18 protein-coding genes and 1 other RNA gene are annotated in these 20,047 nt (G+C 49.5%); 13 read left to right on the top strand and 6 right to left on the bottom strand.

Going from position 1 to position 20,047, the window contains the following annotated elements; translation table 11 throughout:
* Positions 1 to 47: 47 nt before the first annotated feature.
* Positions 48 to 383: a helix-turn-helix domain-containing protein gene (locus tag V5J35_RS08540; RefSeq protein ID WP_354010843.1), complete on the bottom strand. Its 336-nt coding sequence runs from the start codon at positions 381 to 383 to the stop codon at positions 48 to 50.
* A gap of 944 nt (positions 384 to 1,327) precedes the next feature.
* On the opposite strand from V5J35_RS08540, the gene V5J35_RS08535 reads away from it, so the two are divergent.
* Positions 1,328 to 1,534, top strand: coding sequence for a hypothetical protein (locus V5J35_RS08535; RefSeq protein ID WP_354010842.1), 207 nt, complete (start codon positions 1,328 to 1,330; stop codon positions 1,532 to 1,534).
* Between the two features lie 143 nt (positions 1,535 to 1,677).
* Here the strand turns inward: V5J35_RS08535 and ssrA are convergent.
* Positions 1,678 to 2,046: a transfer-messenger RNA gene (ssrA, locus tag V5J35_RS08530) on the bottom strand.
* A gap of 161 nt (positions 2,047 to 2,207) precedes the next feature.
* Here ssrA and V5J35_RS08525 point away from each other — a divergent pair.
* Positions 2,208 to 2,978, top strand: a complete 771-nt coding sequence (locus tag V5J35_RS08525) for a hypothetical protein (RefSeq protein ID WP_354010841.1) — start codon at positions 2,208 to 2,210, stop codon at positions 2,976 to 2,978.
* 68 nt (positions 2,979 to 3,046) lie between these two features.
* Here the strand turns inward: V5J35_RS08525 and smpB are convergent, their stop codons facing one another.
* Entirely contained in the window at positions 3,047 to 3,526 is a 480-nt protein-coding gene (smpB, locus tag V5J35_RS08520; RefSeq protein WP_354010840.1) for an SsrA-binding protein SmpB, read from the bottom strand.
* Positions 3,527 to 3,880: 354 nt separating this feature from the next.
* Here smpB and V5J35_RS08515 point away from each other — a divergent pair, with 354 nt between their 5' ends.
* From V5J35_RS08515 to V5J35_RS08505, 3 genes are all read left to right on the top strand, one after another.
* A complete protein-coding gene (locus V5J35_RS08515) occupies positions 3,881 to 5,239 on the top strand; it encodes a sodium-dependent transporter (protein ID WP_354010839.1) in 1,359 nt (452 codons plus the stop codon).
* A 135-nt stretch (positions 5,240 to 5,374) separates the two neighbouring features.
* Complete coding sequence (locus V5J35_RS08510) at positions 5,375 to 5,824, top strand: type II toxin-antitoxin system RatA family toxin (protein WP_354010838.1); 450 nt, start codon at positions 5,375 to 5,377, stop codon at positions 5,822 to 5,824.
* Positions 5,824 to 6,150 carry an RnfH family protein gene (locus V5J35_RS08505; protein ID WP_354010837.1) on the top strand — a complete coding sequence of 109 codons (327 nt, stop codon included), beginning with the start codon at positions 5,824 to 5,826 and terminating at the stop codon, positions 6,148 to 6,150. The genes V5J35_RS08510 and V5J35_RS08505 overlap by 1 nt, the downstream gene beginning before the upstream one ends.
* 63 nt (positions 6,151 to 6,213) lie before the next feature.
* Here V5J35_RS08505 and V5J35_RS08500 read toward each other — a convergent pair whose 3' ends face one another.
* The gene (locus V5J35_RS08500; protein ID WP_354010836.1) at positions 6,214 to 6,579 is read right to left on the bottom strand and encodes an outer membrane protein assembly factor BamE; all 366 of its coding nucleotides are present in this window, start codon (positions 6,577 to 6,579) and stop codon (positions 6,214 to 6,216) included.
* A gap of 97 nt (positions 6,580 to 6,676) precedes the next feature.
* Between V5J35_RS08500 and fur the strand changes: the two genes are divergently transcribed.
* The gene (gene fur, locus V5J35_RS08495) at positions 6,677 to 7,084 is read left to right on the top strand and encodes a ferric iron uptake transcriptional regulator (RefSeq protein WP_354011379.1); all 408 of its coding nucleotides are present in this window, start codon (positions 6,677 to 6,679) and stop codon (positions 7,082 to 7,084) included.
* Between the two features lie 275 nt (positions 7,085 to 7,359).
* Entirely contained in the window at positions 7,360 to 7,764 is a 405-nt protein-coding gene (locus V5J35_RS08490; protein ID WP_354010835.1) for a glycine zipper family protein, read from the top strand.
* A gap of 61 nt (positions 7,765 to 7,825) precedes the next feature.
* Here V5J35_RS08490 and recN read toward each other — a convergent pair whose 3' ends face one another.
* Complete coding sequence (gene recN, locus V5J35_RS08485) at positions 7,826 to 9,499, bottom strand: DNA repair protein RecN (protein WP_354010834.1); 1,674 nt, start codon at positions 9,497 to 9,499, stop codon at positions 7,826 to 7,828.
* Positions 9,500 to 9,698: 199 nt separating this feature from the next.
* Between recN and V5J35_RS08480 the strand changes: the two genes are divergently transcribed.
* From V5J35_RS08480 to dnaJ, 4 genes are all read left to right on the top strand, one after another.
* On the top strand, positions 9,699 to 11,267 hold the full coding sequence (locus V5J35_RS08480) for a hypothetical protein (RefSeq protein ID WP_354010833.1): 1,569 nt from the start codon (positions 9,699 to 9,701) through the stop codon (positions 11,265 to 11,267).
* A 177-nt stretch (positions 11,268 to 11,444) separates the two neighbouring features.
* Positions 11,445 to 12,044: a nucleotide exchange factor GrpE gene (gene grpE / locus V5J35_RS08475; RefSeq protein ID WP_354010832.1), complete on the top strand. Its 600-nt coding sequence runs from the start codon at positions 11,445 to 11,447 to the stop codon at positions 12,042 to 12,044.
* Between the two features lie 242 nt (positions 12,045 to 12,286).
* Positions 12,287 to 14,215 (top strand): molecular chaperone DnaK, encoded by a 1,929-nt coding sequence (dnaK, locus tag V5J35_RS08470; RefSeq protein WP_354010831.1) that lies wholly within the window; start codon positions 12,287 to 12,289, stop codon positions 14,213 to 14,215.
* A gap of 173 nt (positions 14,216 to 14,388) precedes the next feature.
* Positions 14,389 to 15,534, top strand: coding sequence for a molecular chaperone DnaJ (gene dnaJ, locus V5J35_RS08465; RefSeq protein WP_354010830.1), 1,146 nt, complete (start codon positions 14,389 to 14,391; stop codon positions 15,532 to 15,534).
* Between the two features lie 28 nt (positions 15,535 to 15,562).
* On the opposite strand, the gene V5J35_RS08460 is transcribed toward dnaJ, so the two are convergent.
* Positions 15,563 to 17,425 carry a hypothetical protein gene (locus tag V5J35_RS08460; RefSeq protein WP_354010829.1) on the bottom strand — a complete coding sequence of 621 codons (1,863 nt, stop codon included), beginning with the start codon at positions 17,423 to 17,425 and terminating at the stop codon, positions 15,563 to 15,565.
* A 170-nt stretch (positions 17,426 to 17,595) separates the two neighbouring features.
* Between V5J35_RS08460 and dapB the strand changes: the two genes are divergently transcribed.
* Together dapB and carA are read left to right on the top strand one after the other, a co-directional pair.
* The gene (gene dapB, locus V5J35_RS08455; protein ID WP_354010828.1) at positions 17,596 to 18,405 is read left to right on the top strand and encodes a 4-hydroxy-tetrahydrodipicolinate reductase; all 810 of its coding nucleotides are present in this window, start codon (positions 17,596 to 17,598) and stop codon (positions 18,403 to 18,405) included.
* A 418-nt stretch (positions 18,406 to 18,823) separates the two neighbouring features.
* Positions 18,824 to 19,966, top strand: coding sequence for a glutamine-hydrolyzing carbamoyl-phosphate synthase small subunit (gene carA / locus V5J35_RS08450; protein ID WP_354010827.1), 1,143 nt, complete (start codon positions 18,824 to 18,826; stop codon positions 19,964 to 19,966).
* The last annotated feature ends 81 nt before the right edge of the window (positions 19,967 to 20,047 follow it).

Genomic DNA, 20,047 nt, shown 5'->3' with positions numbered 1-20,047 from the left:
GCGAAGTTTTGTTGAGTCTTCATTGGCCTCCTTGCCCGGCCGATTCCTCAAGTCTTTCGGTAATCTTCCAGCAGTCTCTTGAGGCGCTTTCGAGTCGCTTCAACCCGCCGCCTTTCATACTGCTGAATATCTTCAGGCAACTGCGTGATCAGTTGTTCCAGTTCTGCGTCAATCGTCGGCTTCCGTCCTAACAGCTCATCAGTCGTAATACCCAGCCGATCAGCCAGGTTAACCAGCTCAGTCAGGTTCTTGGGTTCCTGCTCCCCGCTCAACCACCGTGACACTGTTGACTTATCCACACCTACCTCCTCAGCTAAATCCTGATCATCCCAATTCCGCTGTCTGATTATAACTCTCAGTGATAGTGGAAACTTTTTGTACATACATGGCTCCACCCCCAACTGTTCTTTTTAGGAATATGGTCTTGTCAATGGACAATTAGCCGTTTTCTTATGATCTGAGTCAGTTTTTTTGACAAAGTTGCGACCCTCGCAACTACGATTTTGAAATTGACTTACATCAATATTTATCCGTTCCTTTGTTGACACACTGTAACTACGCGCAGGCCTCGCGACACTGGCGAATCAAAAACAAATACAGGTGTCGTATGTTCCAGAAACGAAAAAACCGCAGCCTTTTTACAGGTGCGGTTTCGAAGTCCATATCGTATTCAATGGAGCCTCAGCTCTGGGAACAGAGCTGGTTAGAAAGTGGTGCCGGGAACGTTGATAAGAGTACTCAGCACTCCCCACTGCTTCCCGCCATAAGGCACGGCTTAACCCACCGTTTTCGGTTTTCTATCCGTGGACGCCCGGCATAAAAGCCGTTTGTCCTGCTGGGATGGCTCCCACCTGAGTAGTGTTATCAGCACTTGCAGGTGATGGGAGCCAGTCTGGCGCATAGACCAGACAATCGTCAAGGGTAGCTGAGAACCAATTAATAAAAACCAATATTTTTCTGTTAAGGCGGCGGGATCGGCTTGTCTGTAAAAAGTAAATCAGGCTTTCCCAAAAAACCTTTAGAACCAGATGGGCAGGGAAGTCTGGAAAATAAGACCTGTTTGGGCAGTTGCATGATTTGGAAAGTGTGTTAGGTGGCAAGGTTCAATCATGCTTCAAGAAGATGGGCTTGCATTATTGGAAAAGTGTGGAGAATGAAAATTATTGATTTCAGGTCTTCTTTCAGCGCGAGCTGGTGGCAGAGTGAGTGGAAATCTGTTGAGTAGCCAGATTTGAAAAATATGAGACATTGGCAAGCAGAGAAAATACAGGTGAATAATGCTCAAAATACTGGTTAAATGTACAGTGCTTGGGTTGAGGGGAAAATAATGACATGTATGGATGAGGCTAACGAGGTACCTGTTAACAAGCCCCTGGTGGGTGCTGCTGACAGAAATGAAAAAGTGTACAGACAGGCGGCTTTCATGACAGAGAAACTTGAAAGAGTGCGGGATATCAGACGACTGACGTCATTGGAAGAACTGTCTTTGCAGGTGTTCATCAGTATCTGTAAGGGAATGAAAAATGGGGAGTAGTGCTGAACGCTACTCCCCATTATCCGGGATGGCATTAAAAGAAAGCTGTCAAAAATGCTGTCTTTCTAATGCTAAAAGTAGGCATTTAAATGCCACTTTCTTACTAACGTACCATTATAAGTTATTGATTTATAATGATGTGTTGGTGGAGGCGGCGGGATTTGAACCCGCGTCCGCCGATTCTCCGCCCTCGGCTCTACATGCTTAGATTCCGTCTTTAGGTTAACGCAGAACGACCCAACGGTCAGGGTGACACTACGCGATCCTGAATAGTTTTAACCAATCCGCCTCAGGCATACTTCATGGCGATCCCGTTTGCATTTGCGATCAGTACCAGCCAACAGGCAAGCCAGAGTGATCGGGAGTGGGCAGGGTTTAAGCTGCCAGCAGAGCTCCGGAGTAGTTGTCTTCGTTTGCAACTAAAAGGTTGTAGCTAATGGTTTAACGAGAGCAGCTACGCGCTCGACATGCACCTAAGGTTTTGTAACCGTCGTCGAATCCTAATCGCCCCCGGAAAAACCTGTCGCCAGTTTATTCTATTTTGTAGGGTATAAGTCAATAGGTAATTTCTAATTGCTATATAAATGCGGCATAAATAGTGCTTTAGTAGTACAGAATTTCAGCGGTGTGTTGCTTTTGTATACTTAATTGAATTTGGTACAGGAGTTCATTTATGTCACAGGCAGGCGGCGTCGGAAACACAGGAACTTCAAATTTTCAGCCACAGACGACTAATGATAAGGCTGGTAAAACGGGCAGAAAGGCTACTGATAGGTTTCAGCATCGTAATGTTTCTGCTTTAGCGGGTAAGCCTGTTGTCAGGGCAGGGTTCAACCGAAGAGCGTTTAAGGTTTCACCGTTGAATAAAAGAAGGGTGGGGGCTTTGCCTCAGAGGCAAGCCTCTCCCGGACTGCCTCGTCCCGGGGCGCGTCAGACTCAGGCTCAGAAAAAAACAATGGATGAGCCTGCCGCTTTGAAACAGATGCGTCGACAAAACGATGCCCGTCAAAAAAAGCTGGAACAGGATTTAGCGAATCTTCCTTCGCCACCATCGGGTGAACCAAAAGGCAATAGTCGTTCATCAGGCATGATGAAAGCAGATACGAAAGCAACCATATTGCCTTCATCTGCCCGTGGTTTGTCGGACTATATCGGTAATATCACTAAGACAAAGGATCTGCTGGAAACCTGGAATGCCTTGACGACCAAAGCTATTAAAGGCGAAATTTCGAGCCTGGAACTGTCTCTGCTCAAAGATCGCTGTGTGAGTATGTTGGTGAAAGTTTCAAAAGATCCTGAGCAGGCTGATCTGATTACTGAAGCGCATCTGAAAAAGATGGTTCCTGACAGTTCCCGTCGAAAAGCGATTTCATCCAAAGTTACCATGAACAAGTCAGGGTTTGTTGAATTGCAGAACAGGTTGAATAATTTGCGCAAGCGGTGATGTAGGGGACTTTAAAAAAAACCACTCAGGCTTTACGGCGGTGAGTGGTTTTTTTGTGGGCAGGAGGTTTAGCCGCGATGCATGACTCGCTGTTTTTCGATGTTCCACTCACGCTCTTTGCTGGCAGCGCGTTTGTCGAACTCTTTCTTGCCTCGTGCCAGGGCAATCTGGCATTTGATCAGATGTTGTTTCCAGTACAGTTTTACGGCTACACAGGTGTAACCTTTTTGCTGGGTTTCAGCGAACAGTTTTGCCAGCTCGCGTTTGTTCAGCAGTAGTTTCCGGTCGCGTAGTGGGTCGGCAATCACATGTGTGGACGCTGTGTTCAACGGTGTGATCTGGGCACCAATTAACCAGGCTTCGCCGTCTTTCAGCAATACATAACTGTCGACCAGCTGTACTTTACCCTGCCGGAGACTTTTGACTTCCCAGCCTGCGAGAGAGAGACCCGCCTCAAACGATTCATCCAGATGATAATCGTGGCGAGCTTTTTTGTTGACGACGATAGAGGAGTCGCTCTTACCGCCCTTTTTCGATTTCTTAGCCATGGGCGGATTATAACGTTACTTACTGATAAAACCAGTTGCGTGAGTCAATGTTGTTGTTTTGTGTTCGTGTAGAGTTGAATTTCGTGTTTTTCTTAGAAATGTCTGCAAAAAATACACTTTTTTACAAACTATGCAGATAAAAGTGTTGTGCGTTACGTGTAAACCGATAGAATGCGACACTCGCCTCGTGTTCATACTGTGTGCAGTTTGAAAAATGCACAATTTGAAAAGTTTCCCACTCTCTGCCAACAGGCTGCTTGTCAAAAGAACAGATAGTGACTTCCTTTCAGGCCCGGTTCGGGGCGATACCATTCAAAAAAAGACGATAAATGCTGTACGTTTTTGAGGAATCTCATGTCAGGACAAAATCCGACTGCGTCGAAAAACACATGGAATAGTCGCTGGACCTTCATTCTGGCAGCCGCTGGCTCTGCTATTGGTCTGGGTAATATCTGGAAATTCCCCTACATCGCTGGTCAGTATGGTGGTGGCGCATTCGTCCTGATGTATATGCTATTTATTGTCATGATCGGTGTTCCGCTGCTGATGGCAGAAGCCGCTATTGGTCGTAGCACGCGACTGAGTCCGCTGAACGCTATGCGCAAACTGACCAGTGACCTGGGCATTAGTCGTGCCTGGAACGGTATTGCCTGGATGGGTATGCTGACCGGCTTTGTTATCCTGACGTTCTACAGCGTAATTGCTGGCTGGTCCCTGTCTTATGCCTTTGAACTGCTGACTGGTCATTTTGCCGGCATGTCACCTGCTGAAGTCGGTTCCGAGTTTGACGGCCTGGTGATGTCTGCTTCCCGCCAGACTTTCTGGCACACGGTCTTTATGGGCATCACTATCTTTGTGACCGCTCGTGGTATTCACAAAGGTCTGGAGAAAGGCCTGCAGGTGATGATGCCAACCCTGTTCCTGCTGTTGATTGTGATGCTGGGCTACAGCATGCTTGCCACTGGCGAGTTCATGCGTGGCTTCCACTTTATGTTTGATTTCAATCTCAGCAACCTGACCGGTGAAGCGGTGGTGGCTGCGATGGGTCAGGCGTTCTTCACCCTGAGTCTGGGTATGTGTGCTCTGATGGCTTACGGTGCGTACATGCCAGCGAATAACTCCATCCCCCGTACCGCTTTGAATGTAGCGTTTCTGGATACGCTGATGGCGATCATTTCCGGTCTGATCGTATTCCCGATTGTTTACGCTCACGGCATGGAGCCTTCTGCGGGTCCGGGTCTGCTGTTTGTATCCCTGACTTCAGCCTTCGCCAGCATGTCCGGCGGTTCTCTGGTCGGCTTTATTTTCTTTGCCCTGGTAGGTATTGCGGCGCTGAGTTCTGCTATTTCCCTGATTGAACCAAGCCTGGCCTGGGTGACTGAGCGTTTCTCCATGAGTCGTGCAACCGCTACGATCCTGATTGGTGGTCTGGTGTGGTTCGTAGGTCTGGCTAACGTTCTGTCCTTCAACCACTGGGCGGAAGTGAAGATTTTGGGGCGTGGCTTCTTTGATCTGTTTGCGGATGCGACTGACCTGATTCTGCTGCCTCTGGGTGGTGCGCTGACAGCGATCTTTGCGGGCTGGGTTATGAAGCGCTCTGTACTGGCGAACGAACTGTCTATGGATACTGGAATGTTCAACGTCTGGCTGGCATTGATTCGAATCGTTGTGCCTGCCAGTGTACTGCTGGTGCTGATCTCTGCACTGACATAGCTCTACACTGACATAGCAGGGCAGCAGGGGTTAGTCTGCCAGGACTAGCACTAATGTTACTGTTCTCGAAAGGCCGGATTGGGTTATTCTATCCGGCCTTTGTTTATTTAATCAGCTGATGGCATGAGGAAAGCTATGTCTAAGGTGTCTCGTTCTGCACTGATTATGCACTCTGCGGAACAGATGTATGACCTGGTCGCGGATGTGGAGTCTTATTCCGAGTTTTTGCCCTGGTGTCAGAATGCTAAAATTCTCTCCTCTGAAGGGAATGTGATTGATGCATCACTGAGTCTTGCTAAGGGTGGTTTTGGTTACGAGTTTGCTACACGGAACCGAATGAACCGGAATGAGTCTATAGAAATGCAGTTGTTGAGAGGCCCTTTCTCTCACCTTCAGGGCGTCTGGACATTTAAGGCTCTGGGGGATGATGGTTGTAAGGTGTCTCTGGACCTGGAGTTTGAACTGTCTAACCCTGTTCTGCAGGCAACCGTTGGTGGTGTGTTCGGGCAGGCTATGAACAAAATGGTAGAAGCGTTCTGCCTGCGTGCTGATCAGTTGTATGGAGCGGATAAAGGTTCTGCATAATGACCGGTGAAAACTCTAAGGCCCGAATCCGGGTAGAAGTGGCGTATGCCAAACCTTACGAACAGAAAATCCTGCACATTCAGGTCGAAGAAGGAACCAGTCTGCTGGAAGCGGTGAGACAATCCGGGATTCAGTCATTCTTTCCGGAGGTAGATCTTGATGCCCCGAAACTGGGGCTTTTTGGCAAGGCTGTTCCGAAGCCGGCCGAACAGGCTGTTCGTGAAGGAGACCGGATAGAAATCTATCGTGCTTTGATTGCTGACCCGAAAGAGGTGCGAAAGCGCCGTGCGGCTGAGGCAAAACAGAAGAAAGAGGCTTCCGCCTGATTCTTCTGTAGGGTAGCTTTTAGGCAGCGACTGCGCTGGAGCAGGAAATCCTGCTGAAATAGCTTATTGAGGTGTAGGGCGAAGGTCGCCTGTAACAGACACCAGCTGATCTTCTTTAAAGAAGATGGTCACGGTCTGCTGAGTACGCTTTTCACCTCCGGGCTGCATGCTGTAGACATAATCCCAGCGATCCCGGTTAAAGGCATCTTCCAGCAGGGGAGAGCCCATAACGAACTGGACCTGATTGCGGGTCATGCCGGGACGCAGCTGATCCACCATTTCCTGGGTGATCACTGTGCCTTGCTGAATGTCGATTTTGTAGGCACCTGGAAAGCTAATCAGCCTGGAGCCGCTGTCTGTGGAGCTGGCGCATCCTGCCAGAAGAGCGGCAGATAGGAGTGCTGCGGTCAGAGCCGGAGTTTTTTGCATCGGTATCAGACTTCCACTATCTTCTTGCACAAAATGAAATACTTACACGAAAATGTGATAATAGCAGGGTTCACCTGTTAAAGGTTAGGGAAACGTGTTGGAAAATCAAGAATTGCGCAAAGCGGGTCTGAAAGTAACGCTTCCGCGAGTTAAAATCCTGCAGATCCTGGAAGGCTCCAAGGGTCTTCATATGAGTGCCGAAGATGTCTACAAGGCTTTGCTGGAGGCAGAAGAGGATGTAGGCCTTGCTACGGTCTATCGGGTATTAACCCAGTTTGAAGGTGCTGGCCTGGTGGTGCGGCATAACTTCGACAGCGGACACTCCGTGTTTGAGCTGGCCCGCGGAGAGCACCATGACCACATGGTGTGTATGGAAAGCGGAGAGATCATCGAATTTATTGATGAAGAAATTGAACGCCGGCAGAAAGAGATTGCCGACCAGCATGGCTATGAGATTGTGGATCACAATCTTGTGCTTTATGTAAAACCTAAGGAAAAGTCCTGATTAAGCCACAGCTCAACAGGCGCTGACCGCGGAGCAGGGCAGAGTCATACAGCGTTTCCAGTAATGTGTGAGTATTGAAAGAAACCGGCTTTTTGCTGGTTTTTTTTGCGCACATAAAGAGCATTTAATATGAATGAATGCTGACTGGCAGTGTGATTTTATACTTTTTTCTTTATTGGACAGGCGGTTTTTTGTACGTTTTACCCATTTTGAAAATCCTGAACGGGTTGTCAAAAAAACTGTTCTTGCTTCTGCTTATAGAGATGTAAAGTAGTATGAAAAAAATAACAGCCCTTATGGCTTTTCCTTTGCTGGCAGCCTGTGCCTACAACTCAGCCCCTGTGGTTGGTCCTCATGACAAAACAGAAGCTGAGTATCAGCAGGATTTTGCTGAGTGTCAGCAGTATGCTGCTCAGGTCGATAAAGGAGAGGCTGCCAGAACGGGGGCCGTGAATGCGGGTGTGCTGGGTGCTGTATCCGGAGCCGTGTCTGGAGCCGCGATTGGTTTGATCGACGGCGGAGTAGCGGAAGGTGCTGCCATAGGTGGTATTGCAGGTGGTACTGCCGGTGCTGCGGGTGGTGCGGCAGGCGGTGCAGCAAAAGCGACTCAGGATCAGGCTTATGTGCTTCGCCGCTGTCTGGCGGGTAAAGGTTATGATGTGCTGGATTTGCGCCCATGATTTCAGGCTGGTGCGTCGCTTTATAAACGGTTACGCCTCTTTATAAAGCTGGCAAGCCAAGTTATAAAGCTGGCAAGCCAAGCATCTCTTCGGCATGAACCAGTGTGGAGCGAGTGATTTCCACCCCGCCCAGCATTCGGGCTATCTCGTTGATACGGTGGTCACCGTTAAGGTTGGCGATACGAGTGCTGGAAGCGGATTTGCTGTGCTTCTTACTGACAAACAGATGTTGATGCCCCTGTGACGCTACCTGTGGCTGGTGGGTAACGCACAACACCTGGCTTTTTTCGCCCAGTTCTCTCAGCATGGAACCGACAATCTCGGCGGTTCCACCACCAATGCCGACATCAACTTCATCGAACACCATGCTGGGAATGCGGGAGGTCTGCGCAGTAATCACTTGTATTGCGAGACTGATACGGGACAATTCGCCGCCGGATGCCACTTTTGCCAGAGGGCGGGGAGGCTGTCCGGGGTTAGTGGTGACCAGAAATTCAATGTCTTCCTGTCCCAGTGATGAAAGGGTTTTGGTGTCGTGCGGTGTTAATGAGACATTGAACTGGCCCCGGGACATTCCCAGCAGGCTCATGCGGGCAATCACCTGCTTTTCCAGTTTGCGGGAGGCTTTCTGACGACGTTCAGACAGTTTTTCTGCCTTGGTCTGATACTTGTGTTTGAGTTCGTCCAGTTTGCTTTGCAGGGCGTCTGCGTGTTCATCGCTGAACTGTATTTTTTCCAGTTCAGTGGCAAGTGATAGTTGTTTGTCCAACAGTTCATCGGGTTGAACACGGTGTTTTCGCGCCAGATCGTATATGGCACTGAGTCGCTCATCCACTTCCTGCATACGTTGAGGGTCGGCGTCAAAGTGGTCAATAAAGTGGTTCAGCTCGCCTACGGCTTCTTCTACCTGAATATGGGCCGATGAAAGCATCTCCATGGTGCTGTTAATGGCTAAATGGTCAACAGAAAGATCGCCGAGCAGATGCATGCAGTGAGTGAGTTGCTGAAGCAGGTTGCCTGCATCGCTGTCGGAGCAGATATGGTTGATTTGATGGCAGGCTGACAACGTGGCTTCGGCATGGGTGAGTTGTTGCAGCTCTTTTTCCAGCCCGGTGAGTTCCCCTTCCTGCAACGATAGTTGTTCAAACTCTTCCAGTTGATAGGTCAGCAGCTGCACGCGCTCATGCTGTTCCTGCTGGCTGCTGAGCAATTCGTCCAGTTCCGTTTGCAAACGATTGTGCTGGTGGGCGATAAAGGCAACGTCTGTCGCCAGTTTGCGGGTATTGGCATAATCGTCCAGCAAAAGGCGGTGGCTGTTCTTTTTTAGCAGGGATTGCGATTCGTGCTGACCATGAATGTCGACCAGTAACTCACCAATGCCGCGCAGGTCTGAGAGAGGAGACGGGGTGCCGTTAATATAAGCTCTGGAACGACCTTCCTTTGTTATGACCCGGCGTAAAATGCATTCGTTGTCGCTGAGCAGTTCCTTGTTTTCCAGCCATTTAATGGCATCCGGGCAGTGATTCAGGTCAAAGCATGCGTGAATTTCAGCCCGGTCAGCGCCCGTACGTACGCATTCCGGATCGGCACGGTCGCCAGTAGCCAGCCCCAGGGCGTCGAGCATAATGGATTTGCCCGCACCGGTTTCGCCGGTAATAACGGTCATGCCGGATTCAATATCCAGGTCAAGTTGGTCAACGATGGCGAAGTTGCTGATAGACAGTTGGGTCAGCATAACGGCTTCCGGAGGCTGCTTTAGTATAACTGTTTATATATACAGTAACCTGAAGTCGTTGCGGCGTAAAGGCTTGGAGAAAAAGTTTTTCAGGATTAAAGGTTGCTAACAGTCTGGTTGGCCTGCCTGACAATAAATGAATTTTTTCTATTTTATTAACTCCTTACTGGTACAAAGCTTATTACGTAAGGAAAAAATCATGGATCCAATGTCATCTTCAGCAGGTAGTCCTTTGCAGGGAGCGGGTTTTCAGAGAGAAAAGACCGATGTAGAGAGTAAAGGGAATGAGGCGTTGAAATATCTGCCTCCCTCTGATGCCCAGGATAAACCAGAACAAAAAGAGCTGGCTTTTCGATCTACTGGCTTATCTGAAGAAAGTACGTCGAGTGGACCTTACAAAGCGCTTGCACAGTACGATGCCGAAAAGATTATTGGTGTGTGGACGCAGTTTTTCAAGTCAAGCCAGATAGAAAGGATAAAGATGCAAAAACTGGTGAATGAAGCTGTTTCTGAAGGAAAGCTAACCATGGAAGAGCTTATGCAAAAAATTTCAGAAGTCCCGATTGCTTCAGGGATCCAGGCGAGTAAGCTGCAACTGATACGAGAAAAGACGAGTAAAGAGCATCTGGATCTGTTAAAAGCGCAGCCTGCTCCTCCTGAGAAAAGTTCCGGAGATAGTAGTGGTGAAGTTGCTCAGGATTTACCTGATGTCGGAAAAATTCAACTCAATGTTCCGCTGACAGGCTACTTAAAAGAGATTGATGAATTAAAGGGATGGGTAGAAAAACTAAAAGCTATGGGGCGGCAACATCCGGGATACAGGCCACTGCTTAATAAGGTTAATGAGAAGATAGGGCAGTTAACTGACCTTGGTCGAAACATAAGACTTGATGTCGGTCCTTATAAAACCATTATTACTGAAGTAAGCACTATTCTTGAATCGGCTCATAATACAGATGTTTTTTTTGACTTGAGAAAAAATCTGGAGTCAGGTGTTTCTATTGGCGATCTAAGTAGAGAGTTTTCTTATGATAGTTGGATTGCTGATAACGTCAGTGTTTTTTCTAAAAAAGTAAAAAAAGCTATGCTGGAAAGTGGTCTTTCATTGCAATCGATCAGCATCAGGAATCATGTGGATCCTCATCACAGGAATAAGGGAAGACCTATGTTGATTCTTAATTACCGTGAAGGTTTTCAAACCAGTTATCTATATTACCCTTTTACAGAAGTGTCGCCTGATGGTAGTGCCGTAATGTTATCGCGGTCTCACACCGAGGATGATCATCTTTTTGATATGGGGGCAATAAGCGAGAGAAAATTCTTTAACCGGCACTCCGCTTATAGAGTTTTTACAGAAACTGCGATTCATCCGGATAACTTTAGGCAATCAGCATTGACGCTTTCTTTATACGATAACAACAATCAGCTTGTTAGTAGGGTCAGTACGCAGACTGGTGAGTTAAACGTTTTAGATTTCTATGAAGAAACAGGTAATCATAAAACCAAACATGTCGCCTGGCACAGCTTTCTCAGGCAAATGGTTAGTGATTTCGTGAGCTATGGACAAGGTTCTTATTATTACGGGCCTGCCAGTGTGGCAGGTGATGTACCTTCTCATATAACTTTCCGAAGTGCTGGCCTTTCAAGAGGGGCCCCTTCCGCCTTTCGGGGAGGTTTTTTTGATGCACGCGGTGCAACAAGTGATCCATTTACACCTTACGCTGAACTTTACGAAAAAGCTGAAGAAGAAAACAGCGATTCTGAGTAACCGTTAGAAAGGCAAGCCTCCCAGAACTCAGTCTGAGTTTGGAGAGGCTTTGCTTTATCGCCAGGCTTTCAGTCTGTAATCATCTTGCAAAAAACTTTCCACCTCCTCTTGAAACCCCAAAAGCCAGCCCCATATAACCCATCAGTAAAAGATTTGACTCCCAACCGGAGATTCGGAATGACAGTTGAAAACGGTAAGCCTGAAGAACAGGTAGCTGAAGAAGCAGTAGCGGCTGAACATGAAACAGTAGAAGAGTTCGTGCTCAACGAAGAAGGTGGTGTACCTCTTGGTGATGAAGCAGAACAGACTGCGGACAGCGAGCTGCAACAGCAGGTTGAAACCCTGACCGAACAACTGGCACAGGCCAAAGACCAGACCCTGCGCGCCCACGCAGAGATGCAGAATATCAAGCGCCGCTCTCAGCAGGATGTTGAAAAAGCCCACAAATTTGCCCTGGAGAAGTTTGTCGACTCCCTGATTCCGGTGGTAGACAGTCTGGAGAAAGGTATTGAAAGTGCCGAACAGGCGGAAGGTAATCATGAAGGTCTGATTGAAGGCATGAACCTGACCCTGAAGCAGTTCCTGTCTTCCCTGGAAAAATCAGGCGTAAAACAGGTCGATCCGGCTGGTCAGCCATTTGACCCGAATTTCCATCAGGCCATGTCTATGGTGCCTAATCCTGATATGGAACCCAATACTGTCATGGATGTTTTCCAGAAAGGCTACACCCTGAATGACCGCCTGGTTCGTCCGGCGATGGTGGTTGTTTCCAAATAAAAAAAGCAGCTATTTAAAGTAGCTGGTTTAAAAAATTGAAAAAAGTCTGTATCGGACACTTGAAAAAAAATCGGGCGATCCCATATAGCAAAACGAAGGCCATCGACCTCCGGATCATCAAAACGCTTTACCGGTCTCTGATCAGGTAAAGCACACAGGATGACAACGGCAGATGGCAAACCGGATTTAAACAGTTTTCAAAGATTTAACGCTCTGAATTCAGAGCACTGGAGATAACCATCATGGGTAAAATCATCGGTATTGACCTGGGTACAACAAACTCCTGTGTATCCATTCTGGACGGCGAAAAAGCCAAGGTTCTGGAAAACGCTGAAGGCGGCCGTACCACTCCTTCCATCATCGCTTTTGCGGATGAAGGCGAGATTCTGGTAGGTCAGCCAGCCAAGCGTCAGGCCGTTACCAACCCTGATAACACCCTGTTTGCCATCAAGCGTCTGATCGGTCGTCGTTACAAAGATAACGTCGTTCAGAAAGACATCGAGATGGTACCTTACAAAATCGTTGAAGCCGACAACGGCGACGCGTGGGTAGAAGTTAAGGGCGACAAAAAAGCACCGCCCCAGATTTCTGCTGAGATTCTGAAGAAGATGAAGAAAACTGCTGAAGACTACCTGGGTGAGTCCGTGACTGAAGCGGTAATCACTGTACCAGCGTACTTCAACGACTCTCAGCGTCAGGCCACTAAAGACGCTGGTCGCATCGCCGGTCTGGAAGTTAAGCGTATCATCAACGAGCCTACAGCTGCAGCGCTGGCTTACGGCATGGACAAGAGGAAAGGCGACCAGACCATCGCGGTTTACGACCTGGGTGGCGGTACTTTCGACGTATCCATCATTGAAATTGCCGACGTAGACGGCGAGCATCAGTTCGAAGTACTGGCTACCAACGGTGACACGTTCCTGGGTGGTGAAGACTTCGACCTGCGTCTGATCGACTATCTGGCAGAAGAATTCAAGAAAGACCAGGGTATCGACCTGAAAGGCGACCCTCTGGCGATGCAGCGCCTGAAAGAGGCAGCTGAAAAAGCGAAGATCGAACTGTCTTCCGCACAGCAGACCGACGTTAACCTGCCATACATCACGGCTGACGCAACCGGTCCTAAGCACCTGAACGTTAAGGTAACCCGTTCCAAGCTGGAATCTCTGGTAGAAGACCTGGTTCAGCGTTCTCTGGAGCCATGCCGCATCGCGATGAAGGATTCCGATCTGGATCTGTCCGACATCGACGAAGTGATTCTGGTAGGCGGTCAGACCCGTATGCCAATGGTTCAGGAAAAAGTGGCTGAGTTCTTCGGCAAAGAGCCTCGTAAGGACGTAAACCCTGACGAAGCGGTGGCTATGGGTGCTTCCATCCAGGGCGCAGTTTTGGCCGGTGATGTAAAAGACGTTCTGCTGCTGGACGTTACTCCGCTGACTCTGGGTATCGAAACCATGGGTGGCGTAATGACACCTCTGATCGACAAGAACACCACCATCCCGACCAAGAAGTCTCAGGTGTTCTCTACCGCTGACGACAACCAGACTGCAGTAACCATCCACGTATGTCAGGGTGAGCGCAAGCAGGCGTCTGCGAACAAGTCTCTGGGTCGTTTCGACCTGTCCGACATTCCACCGGCTCCACGTGGTATGCCACAGATTGAAGTAAGCTTCGATCTGGACGCTAACGGTATCCTGAACGTATCCGCCAAGGATAAAGCGACAGGTAAAGAACAGTCCATCGTGATCAAGGCGTCTTCCGGTCTGTCCGATGATGAAATCGATCAAATGGTACAGGACGCTGAAGCCAACGCTGCAGAAGACAAGAAGTTCGAGGAACTGGCTGCTGCACGCAATACTGGCGATGGCCTGGTACACGCCACCCGCAAGACTCTGGAAGAAGCGGGCGACAAAGCGACAGAAGAAGAGAAGACTGCAATCAACGCTGCCCTGACTGAGCTGGAAGAAGCTCTGAAAGGCGACGACAAAGACGCTATCGAAGAGAAGAGCAAGGCTCTGTCTGAAGCGTCTTCCGGTCTGGTTCAGAAGATGTACGCTGAAGCTCAGCAGCAACAGCCGGGTGCTGAAGGCGCTGCTCAGCAGGAAGGTGCTTCTGCTACTGCGGACGACGCTGTTGATGCCGAGTTCGAAGAAGTGAAAGAAGACAAGAAGTAAGCACGGCATTCCGCGCTGCGGTATGAAGTGAGTTAAACGACAGCGCGGGATTATTCCCGCGTTGTTGCATTTAACAAAAAGATTAAATGATCGGGAGTGCTCCCGGTGTGAAAACGGTTAAGAATATTTAAGAGCCTGCGGGTACAAGTGCCGCAGCTCTCAGGGTTTTACTGATGGCAAAACGTGATTATTACGAAGTTCTCGGCGTAGCAAAGGGTGCTTCGGACAAGGAAATCAAGAAGGCCTACCGCCGGATGGCCATGAAGTATCACCCTGACCGTAATCCTGATGACAAAGATGCTGAAGAGCACTTCAAGGAAGTCAACGAAGCGTTTGAAATTCTGTCTGACGATCAGAAGCGGGCTGCTTATGATCAGTATGGTCACGCTGGTGTTGACCCCAATATGGGTGGTGGACACGGCGGCTTTGGCGGCGGTGCCGGTGGCTTTGGTGATATCTTTGGCGATGTGTTTGGTGACATCTTCGGTGCGGGTGGCGGTGGCCATTCCCGCAGCAGTGTTCAGCGTGGTGCAGACCTGCGTTATCAGCTGGATCTGAGCCTTGAAGAAGCGGTTAAAGGTACGACCAAGAAGATTCGTATCCCAACCCTGAACGAGTGTGGCAGTTGTCATGGTACGGGTGCCAAAAAAGGCACATCGGCAACCTCCTGTACCACTTGTGGCGGTGTGGGGCAGGTTCGTATGCAGCAGGGCTTCTTTGCTGTTCAACAAACCTGTCCGGACTGTCGTGGTTCCGGCAAGATGATTAAAGACCCTTGTCGTGAATGTCACGGTGAAGGTCGTGTGCAGGAATACAAGACGCTGTCCGTTAAAGTACCTGCCGGTGTTGATACGGGCGATCGTATTCGTCTGTCCGGTGAGGGTGAAGCCGGTGTTAACGGTGGCCCTTCCGGTGACCTGTATGTACAGGTAAGCGTTGCCGACCACCCGATTTTTCAACGTGATGGTAAGAACCTGTACTGTGAAGTGCCGATTACCTTTGTTGATGCTGCGCTGGGTGGCGAACTGGAAGTGCCGACCCTTGACGGCCGCGTTAAGCTGAAGATTCCAAAGGAAACTCAGACCGGTAAGCTGTTCCGTCTGCGTGACAAAGGTGTTACGCCGGTTCGTGGTGGCAGTCGTGGCGACCTGATGTGTCGTGTAGTTGTTGAGACGCCTGTGAAGCTGACTGAACGCCAGAAAGAGTTGATGCAGGAGTTGAAAGACACCTTTGCAGCGGAAGGGGAGGCGCGTCAGTCTCCGAAGAAAACCTCTTTCTTTGAAGGTGTGAAGAAGTTCTTTGACGATATGGCGTCCTGAGCGAGTTTCCCCGGGGGGCGAGGTGCGCTTAGTTGTTAGCGTCTCGATCCCTGAACTTTCGGATCAAGCCGATAATTCTACTGTCAAAAGAGCTCTGCTCAAGGTAATTAAGCAGTCCGGCGATGTCCGTCTGATCAACGCTTTCCGGGTAGCGACTTAAAATATGCTCAACAATATCGCCTTGGTTGTGGCGGGCGGCGATGGTTAGCAAGGTCTGATTAGCGGGGCGGAAAGTGTGGGTCAGTAGCTCTGGTCGCTGGCTGATGGCCTCGGTCAGAGCCTCCGTCTCACCCATCGCGCAAAGCAGGCGCACTCGCTCAGCCTCCGGCATGCCGGCTTGCCAGTCAAGGGGGGGAGAGAATACCTGTCTCGGTTCGCATCTGGATAACAGTTGTTCGGCAATTGCTCTGGGAGAAACCGAATCCACTAAATCCCATGGATCATCGAGGGTTTCCTTAAGCCAGAGTTTCTGCTGGTAGAGTAAAATGGGCAAAACCATAAAAAACTGAATGCGTCCATTGCCGTCGCCATACTGGTGTTGTCTTTGTAGTTCGCAGCAAGCCTCTGTGGCGGCTTCAACAATATCAAGAGCATCTGTTTTTGTAGCGATTGTCTTGTAATAGCGGTCGAGTACCTCCTGACCATCCTTCTGTTTGCTTTTGCTACAGTAGACGATCTTGAAAGTCGTGGCGTGGTCATCAGCCTTTACCATATTAAGTTCAAAATAAGAGGTTGATCGCTGTCTTTTTTGCCTTGCCTGCCCGGTGTATATAATTTGGCCCCTTGTGATAAAGTTTTCTTTCAGCAAGATTCGCATCCGGTCATGAAACTGGTCTTCTGGCAGACCGGATTTGTTAAAGATCATGCACTCTCGCATCATTTCAATAAAAACGGGGTGGTCTTCAGCCTTTTTAACCACCAGTCCGTACTGGGCGTTCTTGCTGCACAAAGAGCTACCGACAATGGCAGCTGCATGATTGATATCAATCATTGACAGTCTTTTATCTGGCGAGCTGACCAGGCGGTTGAGTAGAAACATAAACGCGCGGTAGCTTCTCTCCAAAAAGCCCTCCTCATTGTTCAGCAAGAATCGCTGATTGGGGCTCTCGCATAATCGTCCCTCAATCATTAGCTTGTGGAGTGAGGTGTCGCTTTTTGATAATCCGGCGCAGGTAAGCTGCCTGCGCTCCCACTGTTTAAATGTCTGCTCAAGGCTGACACTCCGGTGTACCCCTTTCACAAAGTCGGTAAAGGCACGCTGGGCAAATTTATTAGAAGAGTTGCAGGCACTTTGGCGGTATTGAAGAAAATGCTGAATGGCTTCCTGTCGGGTTTTCTCGTCCGCTTCAGTAAAGCTTTGGCTCAGGGCAGTGGAGCATAGGTGAGTAAAGTGCAGGCCAGCCTTAGAGGGCATCAAATAATAGAAATTGCCTTTATAGTCGTAGTGGCTGTCAATAATCCCGGGCGAGGCTCTAAGGTAGGTGGAGAGCAGGGTGTCAGCGATTTTCTCAGCCGGGAAGGGGTCATCGAAAACGTCACTGGACTCTAACTCACCGTCAGGCTCAAGAGGGTCACGAAAAAGGGTGTCGGCAGTGAACAGGGGAGGGCTGTTTGTATGAGTTCTGGTAGAGTTGCTCTGACTCGTCATCACCGGGGATTGAGTGCCGACGTGAAGCACCTCACGCAGTGTCAGTGGGGTGGCGATGTATGGCAGCGTTGGCTCGACTGTCAGCAAGGTGTTGTCAGTGCTGGTGGTCTCCCCATAGAAACTGCCGTATAGCGCAGCGACAACTCGCTCGAAGCAACGAGCCACAAAGCCGGAGACAGGCTCAATTTCATTGCTGCGCCCCACATTTGCTGCTTCTCCCTGCTCTGTACTGCTTGTAATCATTTCCATCTGCTTGTTTTTGACTCCAACACAGCGATTGGACAGTAAGCAGTGCTTTGGGTTCCATTCAGGGAGGCAGACAGGAACGTTGTTCAGGAATAATGTTGCCGTTTGGTCATCTGGCGTTAGACTGTCCGCTTAAATGACCAAAGTCTGGAGTCATGGAGAAGCTCATGTCAAAAACAAGAATTGCCGTCGTTGGTGCAGCGGGTCGAATGGGTCGAATGTTTGTCGAGGCGATTGCCTCTGATGAGCGGGTAGAGCTGGGGGCAGCTATAGAAAGACCCGGTAGCAGTCTGCTTGGTGTTGATGCGGGTGAGCTGGTTGGTGTGGGCTCCCTGGGCGTAAAGTTGTCGCCACAGCTGTCGGATGTTGTCGATCAGTTTGATACCGTGATTGATTTTACCACGCCCGCTTTTACCCTGAACAATGTTGAGCTGTGCCGTGAGCATGGAAAAAGCATTGTAATTGGCACAACGGGCTTGAATGATGAACAGAAAGCCCGGTTGCAGGAGGTCGGCAGAGATATTTCCATCGTCTTTGCTTCTAATATGAGTGTTGGTGTGAACCTGGTGTTCAAACTGCTGGAAACCGCCGCGCGCATCATGGATGAAGATGCAGATATTGAAATTATTGAAGCTCATCACCGCAATAAGGTGGATGCACCTTCCGGGACAGCCCTGACAATGGGTGAAATTGTGGCGGATGCCGTGGGCCGCGATCTTAAGCAGTGTGCCATCTATGGTCGTCAAGGTGTTACCGGTGTGCGCGAGCATGAAACCATTGGTTTCTCCACCATTCGTGCAGGAGATGTGATTGGTGACCATACGGTGCTGTTTGCCTCAGAGGGCGAGCGGGTTGAAATTACCCACAAAGCCAGTAACCGTGTGATCTATGCCCGCGGTGCATTAAGAGCGGTGCGCTGGCTGGCTGATAGACCGGCGGGCCTTTACAGCATGCAGGACGTTTTAGGGCTAAAATAACGTCTGCTGAACGAAAATGGTTCGATAAAAGCTCGATAAAAGCTCGATAAAAGTAAGTGGACAGTTCAATTTTTTTGTGTTTAAATGCGAAAAATTTGCATTTGATTTGTTGCGTGTGTGGCGACAGTTTGGCATTAGCTTTCCGGCTGGTTTTGAATAGTACGGACATAAGCTGATAAGAAAGCGAGACGGTATTTTAACCTCTCGCTTTTTTTGGGCGTGTTCATAAGTTCGCTGGTTGTGATTTGAGTAGGTGGTTGTTCTTATGCTGCCTGTTTTTAGTGCTTAGCTTGTTGTGAATACCTAGAAGGTGTCACACGATTACCGCGCAATCCCATTTGTTATCCACCTGAGTTGTAACAGCGCTGATTGCTGTTGCTGCAGTAGGATATAACAGGTCGAAGTTTGGGAGGACCCATTGACTAAGTCTGCCGTTCTGGCCCTCGAAGACGGAAGTCTTTTCTGGGGCATTGCCATCGGAGCTGATGGCGAAACCAGTGGTGAGGTTGTTTTCAATACAGCCATGACAGGCTATCAGGAAATTCTCACTGATCCTTCCTATTCCCGTCAAATCGTCACCCTGACTTATCCCCATATTGGTAATACCGGCATCACCCCTCTTGATAATGAATCTTCCAGTGTTCATGCTGCCGGACTTGTAATTCGTGATCTCCCTCTTATTGCCAGCAACTGGCGTAATCAGATTTCCCTTGATGACTACCTCCGTCGTGAAAATGTTGTCGCTATCGCGGAAATCGACACCCGTCGCCTGACCCGGATTCTGCGTGAGAAAGGCGCTCAGAATGGCTGCATCATGACCGGCGAAAGCCGTGACAGTATTGATGTTGAAGCGGCTCTGGCGAAAGCCCGTGCTTTCCCGGGCCTGAAGGGGATGGATCTGGCGAAGGAAGTCACGACCGAGCAGCCTTATGAATGGACTGAAGGTGTCTGGGAGCTGGAAACTGACAGTCATCAGACTGTTGCCAGACAGCCATTCCACGTAGTGGCTTATGATTTCGGTGTGAAGCAGAACATTCTGCGTATGCTGGCGCAGCGCGGTTGCCGCCTGACGGTGGTTCCGGCTAAAACACCCGCCAGCGAAGTACTGGCGATGAACCCGGACGGAGTCTTCCTGTCTAATGGTCCTGGCGATCCCGAGCCGTGTACTTATGCGATTGAGGCGATCACAGAGATTCTGGAAACCCGTATTCCGGTATTTGGTATCTGTCTGGGTCACCAGTTGCTGGCTCTGGCCAGTGGCGCACAGACTGAAAAAATGAAATTTGGTCACCACGGTGCTAACCACCCGGTTCAGGATCTGGACAAAGGCACGGTCATGATCACCAGTCAGAACCACGGTTTCGCAGTGTCTGAAGAAGGCATGCCGGAAAATGTTCGTGCGACGCATAAGTCTCTGTTTGATGGCAGTCTGCAGGGCATTGAGCTGACAGACCGTCCGGCGTTCAGCTTCCAGGGTCACCCTGAAGCCAGCCCGGGACCGCACGATGTAGCCTGTCTGTTTGACCGCTTTATTGATGAGCTGTCCAGACATACAGCCTGATCGCGACTGAACAAGTAGCGACTGACAAAGTATTCCTAGCCAGTTCCGGTGCTGAATGACCAGCGCCGGAACTTGACCACA

Source organism: Endozoicomonas sp. NE40, assembly GCF_040549045.1.
Lineage (GTDB): Bacteria > Pseudomonadota > Gammaproteobacteria > Pseudomonadales > Endozoicomonadaceae > Endozoicomonas_A > Endozoicomonas_A lisbonensis.
The sequence above is the reverse complement of the archived record's forward strand: the minus strand, read 5'-3'. Positions and strand labels throughout refer to the sequence as shown.